General features: G+C 70.4%; 7 protein-coding genes. All 7 read left to right on the top strand.

The window, feature by feature from the left end; all coding sequences use genetic code 11:
• Nucleotides 1-17 precede the first annotated feature (17 nt).
• Genes ACWC2T_RS35815 through ACWC2T_RS35785 form a run of 7 tightly spaced genes read left to right on the top strand, consistent with a single transcriptional unit; the run spans nucleotide 18 to nucleotide 12,094 of the window.
• Nucleotides 18-2,036, top strand: coding sequence for an AAA family ATPase (locus tag ACWC2T_RS35815; protein WP_450674512.1), 2,019 nt, complete (start codon nucleotides 18-20; stop codon nucleotides 2,034-2,036).
• A complete protein-coding gene (locus ACWC2T_RS35810) occupies nucleotides 2,027-2,395 on the top strand; it encodes a hypothetical protein (protein ID WP_450674511.1) in 369 nt (122 codons plus the stop codon). The genes ACWC2T_RS35815 and ACWC2T_RS35810 overlap by 10 nt, the downstream gene beginning before the upstream one ends.
• Nucleotides 2,392-9,309 (top strand): eCIS core domain-containing protein, encoded by a 6,918-nt coding sequence (locus ACWC2T_RS35805; RefSeq protein WP_450674510.1) that lies wholly within the window; start codon nucleotides 2,392-2,394, stop codon nucleotides 9,307-9,309. The genes ACWC2T_RS35810 and ACWC2T_RS35805 overlap by 4 nt, the downstream gene beginning before the upstream one ends.
• Before the next feature lie 16 nt (nucleotides 9,310-9,325).
• The gene (locus ACWC2T_RS35800; protein WP_450674509.1) at nucleotides 9,326-9,928 is read left to right on the top strand and encodes a HEAT repeat domain-containing protein; all 603 of its coding nucleotides are present in this window, start codon (nucleotides 9,326-9,328) and stop codon (nucleotides 9,926-9,928) included.
• Entirely contained in the window at nucleotides 9,925-10,584 is a 660-nt protein-coding gene (locus tag ACWC2T_RS35795; RefSeq protein WP_450674508.1) for a CIS tube protein, read from the top strand. Before ACWC2T_RS35800 ends, ACWC2T_RS35795 begins: the two co-directional genes overlap by 4 nt.
• Before the next feature lie 6 nt (nucleotides 10,585-10,590).
• Complete coding sequence (locus ACWC2T_RS35790) at nucleotides 10,591-10,956, top strand: hypothetical protein (protein ID WP_450674507.1); 366 nt, start codon at nucleotides 10,591-10,593, stop codon at nucleotides 10,954-10,956.
• Complete coding sequence (locus ACWC2T_RS35785; protein ID WP_450674506.1) at nucleotides 10,949-12,094, top strand: hypothetical protein; 1,146 nt, start codon at nucleotides 10,949-10,951, stop codon at nucleotides 12,092-12,094. Before ACWC2T_RS35790 ends, ACWC2T_RS35785 begins: the two co-directional genes overlap by 8 nt.
• Nucleotides 12,095-12,102: the final 8 nt, after the last annotated feature.

The raw sequence follows: 12,102 nt of genomic DNA, 5'->3' as shown, positions 1-12,102 counted from the left end.
GGAACGGAGTCACGGCCATGGGAGGGGAGAAGGCGAAGGTGCCCGGCGGCGACGATCTGCACCACAAGGTGCTGTCCGTGGCGGTGGAGGCGGTGCTGGCCCGCCTGGACGCGCACGCGTCCGGGCGCGAGACCGGAGGCACCGCCCCGTCCGAGCTGCCCGCCTGCCCGGAGCCGGAGCCCGGCAGCGCCCTGGACACCCTCTGCTCCTGCTTCGGCCTGAGCCCCTTCGAGCGCGACATCCTCGTCCTGGCCGCCGCAGCCGAGCTGGACTCCACCACCGCGAGCCGCTGCGCCGCGGCCGGCGGCGACCCGGCGCGGCAGTACCCGACCTTCTCACTCGCCCTGGCCGCCCTGGACGACGCGCACTGGAGTGCGCTCGCCCCGGTCGGCCCGCTGCGCCGCTGGCGGCTGCTCGAACTCGACGACCGCGACGGGACCGTCGCCCTCACCGCCTCCCGCCTCCGGATCGACGAACGGATCCTGCACTTCCTCGTCGGCGTCGACTATCTGGACGTCCGCCTGCACGGGCTGCTGAACCGGATCGCCACGTCGGCGCAGGCCCTGCCTCCCGCGCACGAGCGCACCGCGCGGGACGTCTCCGCGAGCTGGGCCGCCGCCGAGCTCGACGTGCTGCCGCATGTGGAGCTGGCCGGGGCCGACCGGCAGACCCGCTGGGAGATCGCCGCCGCCGCGGCCCGGGAATCCGGGCTCACCCTGTACGCGGTCTCCGCCGAGGACCTGCCGACGGACCCCGGCGAGCGCGACCAGCTCGCCCGGTTGTGGCAGCGGGAGGCGGTGCTCCTGCCCGCGGCCCTGCTGGTGGAGTCGCATGACGGGGCGTCGGTCTCGCTGGGCGAGGCGCCCTCGGGGCTCTCCGCCCGGGACACCTCGGCCGCCGTGGACGCCCTGACCGGCGGGCTCGCCGTACCCCTGGTGCTCTCCGCCGACGACCCGCGTCCGGCGACCGCTCGCGCCCGCGCCGAGCGGGTGACCGTTCCGGCGCTCAGCGCGGAGGAGCAACTGGACGTCTGGACGGGCGCGCTGGGGGATCTGCCGGACGTCACCGAGAGCGGACTGCGCGGGCTGGTCGCCCAGTTCTCGCTGCCCGCACACGTCATCCGTGCGGCGGCGACCTCGGTACGGCGGTCGTCGGGCTCCGCCGACCGCGGCAGCGACCCGACCCAACTGGCCTGGCGAGCCGGCCTGGTGGAGGCCCGCATGGCCCTCGACGAGCTCGGCCGCCGGGTCGAGCCGCGCGCAGGCTGGGACGATCTGGTCGTCGCCGAACGCCAGCGAGCTATCCTCCGGGAGATCGTCGCCCACGTACGCCGCCGGGCCACCGTCCACCAGGAGTGGGGCTTCGAAGGCGTGCTGCGCCGCGGACTCGGCGTCACCGCGCTCTTCGCGGGCGGATCCGGCACCGGAAAGACGCTGGCCGCCGAGGTCATGGCGGGGGAGCTGGGCGTGGACCTCTTCGTCATCGACCTCTCGCAAGTGGTCAGCAAGTACATCGGCGAGACGGAGAAGAACCTCCGCCGGGTCTTCGACGCGGCCGAGCGCGGTGGCGCCCTGCTGCTCTTCGACGAGGCCGACTCGCTCTTCGGCAAGCGCAGCGAGGTCAAGGACAGCCATGACCGGTACGCCAACCTGGAGGTCAGCTACCTCCTCATGCGCATGGAGTCCTACCGCGGGCTGGCCGTCCTCACCACGAACATGAAGAAGGCCCTGGACAACGCCTTCATGCGGCGGATCCGCTTCGTCGTCGACTTCCCCTTCCCGTCCGTGCCGGAGCGTGCCGAGATCTGGCGCCGCGTGATCCCGGACCGGACGCCGACGGAGGGACTCGAACCCGAGCGGCTCGCCCAACTCACCGTCGCGGGCGGCTCGATCCGCAACATCGCGCTGGCCGGCGCCTTCCTCGCCGCCGAGGAGGGCAGCCCGGTACGCATGCGGCACATGCTCGCCGCGGCGCGCACCGAGTACCTGAAGCTCGAACGCTCCCTGACGCCTTCGGAGGTGGAAGGGTGGGTCTGAACGACGTGCACGACGTGCGCCACGTGACCGCGGACAGGCAGCGGGTGTCCCCACCCTCCGCGCCGACCGCGATCCGCATCGACATCGGCGAACTCGCGCTCGAGGGCTTCGACTTGAGCCCGCGCGACACCGTCCGCCTCCGCGAGTCGTTCCGCGGCGAGCTGGACCGGCTGGTGCGCGAGCGCGGCGTCCCGGCCGCCCTGCTCGCCGACGGCGACCGCGCGCTCGACCTCCTCTCCAGCCTGCCCGAGCTGCCCGCCACCGGCAACCCGCGCCGCCTGGGCGAGGCCCTCGCCCGCGCGGTCCACGCCGGCCTGTCCGGTAGCGGTGCCGCGAACGACCGCAGGGGGCGCCGTTGAGCAGCACCCACGCGCCCGCGCAGAGCCGGCAGAGCAGCAGCGGCGGCACCGAGCAGAAGGCCCGCAAGCCGCAGCGCTCCGCCCGTACGCCCGAGCCCAAGGAGATCATCAGCGGGGCCGGACACCCCCTGGACCCCGGCGTCCGCCGGGAGCTGGAGGCGCGGCTCGGCCACGACTTCAGCCGCGTCCGCGTGCACACCGACGAGGACTCGGCCGCGCTGGCCGACCTCGTCGGCGCCGACGCGGTCACCGTCGGCCAGGAGATCTTCTTCCGCAAGGGCGCCTTCCGCCCCGGCACCCAGGACGGCCGCCGCCTGCTCGCCCACGAGCTGCTGCACACCGTCCAGGCGCCCGACCAGCCCGGGCGGCTGCGCGCAGGCCGTGACTTCGGCGGCGTCAGCCTGCCCACCGACGCCGTCGAGCAGCAGGCCGAACAGGGCGCTCGCAGCGCGGACCCGGCAACGCCCGAGGTGACCCGTGATGCGTCCGCCACCCCCGGCTGGCTCCGCTACGCGCGCGTCGACGCCGACCGGCTCCGCAGCGAACGCCTCGACCCGGCGACCCTGGTGGACCGGCTGACGGCCGGTATCCTCCGCTCCCTGCGCGGTGACCCCACCGACTCCTCCGGCCGGGTGCGCAGACAACTCGTCCGGTTTGCACCGGAGTTGGAGCAGGCGGTGCTCGCCAGGCTCGAACTCCGCCTGCCGTCCTCCGACTACCAGCGCGTCCTCGCCCTGGCCGAGCAGACCTCGCACCTGCCGGAGGGCATGGACACCCCGCTCACGCCCGTCCCGGTCACGGACACGGTCGACCGGTTGGAGGCCGAGCACGACCAGGACGCCGCGCTCGAACGCGACCATCGCGAGACCGAGCAGGAACACCGCGACGACTCGGCCGAGGGCCGTCGACGCGAGCGCCGGCGCCCGGACGGTTCCTCCCGGGAGCCGGAGGAGGGCCAGAGTCGCCAGCGGCCCGAGCACGAGGAGCAGCACGAGGAGCAGCACCCGCAGCAGCGCGACCACCAGGAGGAGCTGAAGCAGCGCAAGCCCTCCGTGCGGCGCACGCACACCAAGCAGAACTCACCTGCACAGAGCGGGACTTCGAGCTCCTCGGGCTCCGGCGGTGACTCCTCCGCCGACGCCTCCGCGTCCTCGGCACCTGAGGGCGCCACCGCCGACCAGTCCGCGTCCGCACAACCCGGCGCCGCCTCCGCGGACCAGGCGCAGGCAGCCCAGCCGGGCCAGGACCAGGCCCAGGGCGCAACCGGCGCCCAGCAGCGGACCGACGGCACGGACGCGCAGGACACGAACCGCCAGGACCAGCTGGACCAGCAGGACAGGAAAGAGCAACAGGCCCAGCAGCAGAAGACCGACCAGAGCAAGGATCCCAAGGACAAGCCCGCCGCCGCGAAGGCCGAAGGCTCGCCGGAGCACGAGCGGAAGTCCGCTGCCCAGCAGCCCGTCGCCGGCAGCAAGCAGCACAACCCGGACCACCAGCCCACCCCGCAGCCCGGCCCCGTCCGCCCGGAGGAGGTCGACAAGACCGCCGAGGAGCGCGACGGCTCGCTCGCCCGCCACGGCGTCCTCGAGGGCGACGAGGAGCACGGCGAACACCCCGAGCAGGAGCAGCCCGAGGGCCTGGAGCCGGGCGCCGACAGCGAGGTCGACGCTCCGCACGGCGCAGAGAGGTCCGGGACCGGCGGCGAGGCGGAGACCGCGCTCAGGCCGGAGGACTTCGTCCCCTCTGCCGACCTCGACGTCTCCGCCGTACCGACAGCAGACCGGATCCACCTGCCCGCCGACGGTTCTGCCCCGGCCCCCGCCGAGGTGCCCAGCTTCCCTGCGCCACCCGCGACAAAGGCGGAGAAGGTCCAGGCGGCGCGCGAGAGCGAGCGCGAGGACGACGAGCCCGCCGAGCCCCCCACCGCGACGGCCCCTCCCGCACCGGGACGCCGCGCTCCGCAGTCGACCCCGCAGCCGGGCCCCGTCGCCGAGAACGAGGCCGGGGACCGCACCGAGCACGACCTCCAGACCGAGAAGCCGGCCGAGCAGGAGGTCGGTCCGGACCCCGAGCACACCCAACCCGCCGCCGACGCCTCTCCGGCCGCGAAACCGGAGGCCGAGCCGGGACCGGAGCCCGAGGCGGGCCAATCGGCCGACGGTACGTCGGCACAGGGGCCCCGAACCGAAGAGGGCGCCGCCCCCACCCCCGCCCAGCAGGAGAGCGCCGCCGAGCACAACGAGCGCCAGGAGGCGGAGCACGCCCCGGCCCCCGCGACCCCGACCTCCGCCCGCGCCTCCGCGCGGCCCGCAACGGCGCCGCACCCCCACCAGCCGGCGGGCGTCCCGCACGGATCGGACCGCGCCGGGGGATCGACCCCGGGCCGCGCACCTGTCCCCGCCGGCCCCGCCACTGCGGCCGCAGGCCCGGTCGGCGCGCCCGAGCCTGCGGGGGCGGTCGCGACACAGGGTGCCGCACCCGGCGCCGCCGCTCCTGCCCGTACCGCCGCAGCGACCCCCGCCCTCGGTCCCGCCGACCAGCAGTCCGACACCCCGGGTGCGCTCGGTGCCCAACCCGCCCCGGGCGCCTCGCTCGAACCGGGCGGCGGCGCCTGCGCGGGTGCCCCGCAGCCCAGCACGGAGGCCGACAAGCCCGAAGGCAGCGGCGGTGGTTGCGGAGGCGGAGGCGGTGGCGCCGCCCAGGAGCCGAAGAGCCCGGCCCCGCCCAACGTCTCCGACCAGGATCCGCAGGCCGCCCTGGGTACGGCCGCCGACGTGCCGCCGGACCAGACGGTCACCGTCCTCAACGGCGCCGACGGCGCGGTCGACCACTCCATCGGGCGGCAGCAGGCCCAACTCCAGGCCGCCCCGCCGACCGCGCAGCGCCCCTCGGGCGCGCCGCAGACCCTGCACGGCAAGCCGACGGAGGAGGCCCCGGCCCCCCAGGTGTCGGGCCAGCTGGAGCGGGTGGCCCCGCCCGGGCAGGGCCCTCAGCAGAAGGCCGACGGCAACCAGGTCCAGGGCCAGAACCCGGCCCAGCAGGTCCAGACCCCGAACGTCCCCGCCACCGACGCGGGGAAAGCCGACGCCCACGACGTCCAGAACATGCAGGACGCGGTCAACGACGTCCCCTCCACCGACCCCGGTCTGAACGTCACCGTCGGCCCGGCCCCCCAGGTGCAGCTGACCGGCGACGCCGATCCGAAGCTGACGGACCAGCAGGCCGGAAAGTACAACGACAAAACGTCCCGGATCCAGGACACCGGCCGCCAGGACGCGGCCAGGCCGCTGGGCGAGGACCAGATCTACCCGGACGTTCCCCAGGAGACCCTGAAGGGCAACCTCCCCGGGGGTGCCGGCGGCCAGGGCAGCGGTGGCCAGGGCAGGGCCGGTGCGCAGCTGAAGCCCGGCGAGGCGACCGTCGTCCAGCAGCAGCGCGGCCCGCAGATCAAGCAGGCGATCGGGCAGGGCCAGGGCCAGGTGGGCAGCGCCCAGGCCAAGAACCGGCAGCAGCAGGTCGAGGCGCGCAAGAAGAACCACTCGGACATCGACAAGGAGACCGCGGACAACGCCAGGAGGCAGACCGACAAGCGCGGTGAGGTGGGCGTCCAGGCCAAGCAGGCGCGGGACCAGTGGCGCTCCGAGCAGGACAAGCAGATCGCCGACTCCGACAAGCAGGCGGATCAGTCGCACACGGAGAACAACCAGAAGATCCTCTCCAAGCGCGACGACAGCAACAAGCAGGTGAAGGACCGGCAGACCAGCGACAACAAGAAGATCCAGGACAACCGTGAGCAGGCGCAGAAGAAGGCCCAGGACGAGAAGGAGAAGAAGAAGCACGAGTCCTCGGGCTGGTTCGGCTGGATCACGTCCAAGATCAAGGATGCCTTCAACGCCCTGCTGTCCGCGGTAACGAAGATCTTCGACTTCTTCCGCAAGCTGGTCAACGACATCATCGACGGCTTCAAGAAGTTCGCGGACTCGGTCATCGACGCCTGCCGCAAGCTTGCCGTGGAACTGATCAAGGTCGTCGCCGATGCGCTGATCAAGATCTGCGACGTCCTGCTCGCCGCGTTCCCGTCGTTGCGTGACAAGTTCCGCAAGGCCATCGAGGCCCTGCGCGACGCCGCCATCGCCGCGGTCAACGCCCTGGCCGATGCCCTCAAGGCAGCCGTCAACGCGCTCCTCGACGCGCTGGGCGCCGCGCTCAACGCACTGCTGAAGCTCGCCGAGGCCACGCTCAAGGCCATCATCAACCAGGTGCGGGCGCTGGTCGAGGCCGCGATCAACTTCGTCAAGGCGGCCATCGCCGCGCTCGGCCAACTCGCGGCGCTGATCGCGGACATCGCCCCGGACCCGGGCGGCTGGCTGCACAAGATGGGCGCCGCCGCGATGGACGGCATCCAGCACCACCTCTGGGGCGCGGTCAAGACGGCGGTGAAGGCCTGGTTCGACCAGAAGGTCGAATCCATTGTCGGCCTGACGTCCACCCTCCTGAACATCCTCGTCAAGGGCTGCATCTCCCTGAAGAAGATCGGCCAGATGGCCTGGAAGGCGGTCGTCTCCGCCCTCCCGATGATGCTCGCGCAGATCATCATCGAGAAGGTCGTCTCGATGATCGTGCCTGCGGCCGGGGCCATCCTGACGATCATTCAGGGCCTCATGGCCGCCTGGGGCACCATCAGCAAAATCATCGCCGCCTTCGGCAAGTTCTTCGCCTTCCTGAAGGCGGTGAAGGCGGGCCCGGCCGCGTGCCTCTTCGCCGAGGCGGTCGCCGCCGGCGTCGTCGCCCTCCTGGAGTTCGTCTCCCAGTACCTCCTCTCCAAGCTCAAGGGCGCCGGAAAGGCGGTCGGTTCCAAGCTCAAGTCCCTTGCCCAGAAGATCATGAAGGCCCTGGCAAAAGCCGGGAAGGGCGCCAGGAAGGCCGTCGGCACCGCCGTCAACCGCGCCCGCACCGGCCTGCGCAACGCCATGTCCTCGATCCGCGAGCGCTTCCCGTCCCGCCGCCGCCCCACCGAGCCCACCCTCGGCGAGCACCCCCACGAGCACCCGGGCGAGCCCCATGCGACGGCTCGTCATCCCGAGGAGGAGCCGGCCAGGACGCATCACGCTGAGGAGGAGCACCCCACTCCCGCCAAGCGTCCTGCCGAGAACGAGGCACCCAAACGCGCTGACTCCCATGAGGAGGAGCCCAGACCGTCCAAGCGGCACGAGTCGGAGCGGCCGAAGGATGCCTCCCACCCCCGCCGCCCGGTCTCTCCTGTCGGCCGTGCGCTCAACAGGGCCAAGGGAGCGGTCAGGAGCGCCCTCGCCAAGGCCCGTAATGCGATGCGCGCCCTCGGCCGCAAGCTCAAGAACAGCAAGCTCGGCCGTGCGATCGCAAACGGGGCTCACAAGATCCGGAACGCGTTCACACGGAAGCGCGATCAGCTGCGCGACTGGTGGAACGGGCGCAAGGAACACCGGGACGAGCGCAGGAAGAAGGAGAACTCGCCGGCTGCCAAGGAACGGCGCCTCGAGATGATCGTGGCGCGCATCCGGCCTCGTCTGCAGCGCCTGCTGAGCAGAGGTGTTCCGCGAGCGGTTGACCGTGCCGTGCTCGCCGGGATGCGCCTGTGGTACCGCCTGACCGAGCTGACCCGGGCGGGTGCCAGCCGTTTCAACATCGATGCGGTGCTGAACCCTCGGTCATGGGTGATCGCGGGCGTCAGCTTCAGTGAGAAAGACAGGGACGAACTGCTCAAACGTATTCGTCGAATCGCTGACACGGTGCAGAACTCCCGGCCCACTGAGCGTGCGAGCCTTGAGACGAAGATATCGGGGAACGACATCGCCCTCGGGAAGAACCCGCCGTCGACAGGGGTCGCCCGCAACCTTCGGGACATCGACTTGGAGCCGGAGCAGACGCTTCGCGTCATCAGCCCTTCCGGCGGTGTGGTGAATGTGACGCAGAAGAACAGCCCGATGAACCGGTTTGTGACGCACGGCGCGGGCAGCTCGAATCAGTTCCCGTCCCATTTCTACGACAAGATGTTCAAGCAGCATGAGAACGGAAAGCCGACGGGCCCCATGGCGGCGGATGAGCAGATCGCACTCGCCGAGACCATGCTGAACGACATCAAGGGAACATCCGACGCCTCCTCGGAGAACAGCAGGCGGGATTACCTCCGGGTGCTCGGAGCGGTGGAGGAGAATCGCTCGCCGAGCGACCTGGTGTACCGGGCCATGGCGTACGAGATGGGTGCCGAGGCTCACAAGAGGCAGGGTAAGGGGCCGAGAAGCAAGCGGATATCCAACCTCGATGAGGCAATCAACGCACTGCCCATGGCCCCCGGAAAGGCGCAGAGCAGGGCGCGACAGCTGAACCTGTTCTACATCTTCCATGAGCTCCAGATGTCGGGTATGCCTCCCGAACGGCTGGCGCTGACCATGGAACACATGGGTCAGAAGATCGGACTGACCGCCGTCGACCTTGAGGCGATGACCGGACGCGGAAAGGACCGTATCCGCCGCCGGGACTACATGACCAACCTCGTGGGCGAGGCCGATCGGGTGCCGGAGAAGGAATACGATGCCACCATGAAGGCGGCCTACGGAAAGAGCTCCGCGGTGACCGAGGAGGAGAAGCGCAAGGTCGCGCAGGAGCGCAAGGCCGCCCTTGAACGCATCGAATCCTGGAACGACAAATACATCACGCACACCTGGGGCGAGGTGTCGCAGCGCGGTCGTCTCACGTCGGGCGGTAACGTCATGGCCAACCGGGAGATGGACTTCCTGGAAAAGTGGGCGAATACCATGATGGACGAGGATTTCGCCAACGAGGAGGACAAGGAGAAGCAGAAGGAGCTGCTGTTTGCTCGCATCGAGCAGCGTGTTTATGATCTCTATGGGCTGAAGCCCGGGGATGTCGCCTGAGATGGGAGGAGGCGCGATGGCGCAGGAGGGGATTCTCGTCAGCCGGCGACTGGTCCTCAAGGATTCGGTTTCGCCGGACGACGTCGAGCGGCTCGCCGAGACGTTGAACTGGCGGCTGGAAAGCTATGTCAAAAGGGACGCCGATAGGGATGTCGACTTTTCGGCGACCTGGCGTGCCGACGACGTGACCCAGGCTCACTTCACGGAGGACGGTTACGCGGATGAGCGGTACTTCGTGGTGTCGGGCGTCGAGTGGTCTCGGATCGAGGAAGTGCTGAACGGTATCCAGTCCGAAATTGAGGTCTGGAGCCTCGATGAATTGATTCTCGAAGTTGACGGGAATATCTATCCGGCCAGCAAGGGGAAGGCCGTTCTGAGGTTGGGGCTCGGTGCTCCGCTGCAAGCAGTTGATGCCGTGAAGGACCGGATCTTGTCGGCATCGAAGAACCCTGAGGCGCGGGTGAGGCGAAGGGCGGTGCGGGCCATTGCCTACACCCCGTGGCCCGAGTACCGGGAACGGCTCGCGGAGATGGCCGAAGGTGATCCTGACGAGATGATCGCGCGCGAAGCCGGGGTGGTCGTCCGGGCACTGACGGAATCCGGAGGCGAACGGTCTTGACCAGCTACGCAGACATACCCAAACCCATCCGCTCCGGCCTCGTCATCATCGACCCCCAGCGCGGAACACCCAAGGAGATCATTGTTCTCCAGTTCAACCCGGACAGCCTGGAGCGGAGCATCGCGCCGCAGGCAGCCGGGGCCGACAACCAGTCGGGGGACCGGACGGAGGCGTTGCGGCTCAAGGGGCCGGCGGTGGAGACTTGGAAGCTGACCGCGGAGCTCGACGCGACCGATCAGTTGGACGTGGCGGCACCGAACGGGATTCATCCGCAGCTCGCCGTGCTGGAGATGCTGGTCAGCCCGTCGAGCGCCAGCCTGCGCCGGCTCGAGGCGCTCGCCGCCCGCGGCACCTTGGAGATCACACCTGTCGAGGCGCCGCTCACGCTCTTCACGTGGGGCAACAAGCGGGTCGTACCCGTAAGGCTCACTGAGTTCTCGATCACCGAGGAGGCGTTCGACGTCGACCTCAACCCGATCAGGGCCCAAGTGGCCATCACCCTGCGGGTACTGACGGTCAGCGATCTGCCCGTGACCAACCGGGGGTACGAGCTCTACCTCGCGTACCTGGCGCAGAAGGAGCGGCTGGCAGGTCCCGCCGCGACCCGGCGGCTCAGCGCGCTGGGGCTCGGCGGAAGCGGACTGGGAGGGGTCTGATCAACCATGGCATCGCTGGAGAACCCGCTGGACGCGGTCGCGCTCACCCAGGCGACCACCGCCTATCCGCGGTCGAGCCGCTACTACGGGCTGGGCACCGCCCGGTTCACGGAAGCGGACGGCCATGAGGTCACCTACCTGCGTCGCCGCCTCCTCCCCGACCCCGAGGGCATGGCGGACCTGACCACCCACACCGTCAGCACCGGCGACCGCCCCGACCTCCTCGCCGCCCAGTACCTGGGCAACGCCGAGCAGTGGTGGCGGATCGCGGACGCCAACCCGGTCCTGGATCCACGGGAGTTGACCGGCGAACCGGGCCGCCGGATCCGCATCACGCTCCCCTCGGGCGTGCCCGGAGGGATGAATGGCTGACAACGGTCCGATCACGACCGGGCCGATCCATCTGACGCTGATGATGGGCCCGCAGCTGGCCGTGCCCGTGGCGCAGGAGGTCGCGGACTCGTTGCTCTCCGTGCAGGTGACGGTGGCGTCGGGGCAGCGCAGCGGCTTCCAGCTGGCGTTCGACCTGGCGAAGGACGGCCTGATCGGCAACAGTCTGCTGACGGGCGGATACTTCGACCCCAAGACGCGCGTCATCCTCACGGTCACGGTCCAGGGCACGCCCACCGTGCTCATGGACGGCGTGATCATTCGTCAGGAGGTCGGGATCTCCAACCAGCCCGGCCAGTCGACGCTCACCGTCACCGGGGAGGACCTCACCGTCCTGATGGACCTGGAGGAGCGCGCCGCCGTCCCGTACCCCGCGATGTCCCCGGCTGCCCGTGTGCACGCGATCATCGCGCAGTACGCGCAGTACGGGATCACCCCGCTGGTCGTCCCGGAGCTGATCCCGCAGACCCCCATGCCCACCCAGCGGGTGGACTTCCAGAAGGGCACCGACCTCGCCTACATCAACCAGCTGGCACAGGCCAACGGTTACGCCTTCTACCTCGACCCCGGCCCGGTCCCCGGGCAGAGCCGCGCCTACTGGGGGCCGGAAGTCCGCCTCGGGGAACCGCAGCACGCGCTGAACGTCAACATGGACGGGTTGTCCAACGTCGACCAGTTGACCTTCGCCTTCGACGGGACGGCGCGCGAGCAGCCGGAGGCACGTATCCAGTTGCCGGCCACCCGTGTCTCTTCCATCCTGCCCGTGCCCGAAGTGAGCATCCTGCGGCCGCAGTTGGCCCGCCGGCCGGCGCCCGCGCTGAAGAGGACGGTCATCGGGGACACCGCCAAGAAGGACAGCGGACAAGGCATCGCAGAAGCCCTCGCCAAGGCCGCAGAGTCCGCCGACGCGGTCACCGGCTCCGGTCAGTTGGACGTCGTCCGCTACGGATTCCTGCTGCGTGCCCGCGAGTTGGTCGGCGTCCGAGGCGCCGGCATCACCTACGACGGCCGGTACTACGTCAAGTCCGTGACCCACAACCTGCAACGGGGCTCGTACACGCAGAACTTCACCCTTGCTCGCGAGGGGCTGATCGCGCTCGAGCCGACGGTCGTCCCCTAGGAGACAGA

The sequence above is a fragment of the Streptomyces sp. NPDC001393 genome, assembly GCF_053597455.1.
Note: the sequence above shows the minus strand (reverse complement) of the source record. Positions and strands in the feature narration are given on the sequence as shown.

Coding starts and splice junctions, on each gene's coding strand:
- ACWC2T_RS35785 (WP_450674506.1), top strand. CDS start 10,949: ATGGCTGACAACGGTCCGATCACGACCGGGCCGATCCATCTGACGCTG.
- ACWC2T_RS35815 (WP_450674512.1), top strand. CDS start 18: ATGGGAGGGGAGAAGGCGAAGGTGCCCGGCGGCGACGATCTGCACCAC.
- ACWC2T_RS35800 (WP_450674509.1), top strand. CDS start 9,326: ATGGCGCAGGAGGGGATTCTCGTCAGCCGGCGACTGGTCCTCAAGGAT.
- ACWC2T_RS35790 (WP_450674507.1), top strand. CDS start 10,591: ATGGCATCGCTGGAGAACCCGCTGGACGCGGTCGCGCTCACCCAGGCG.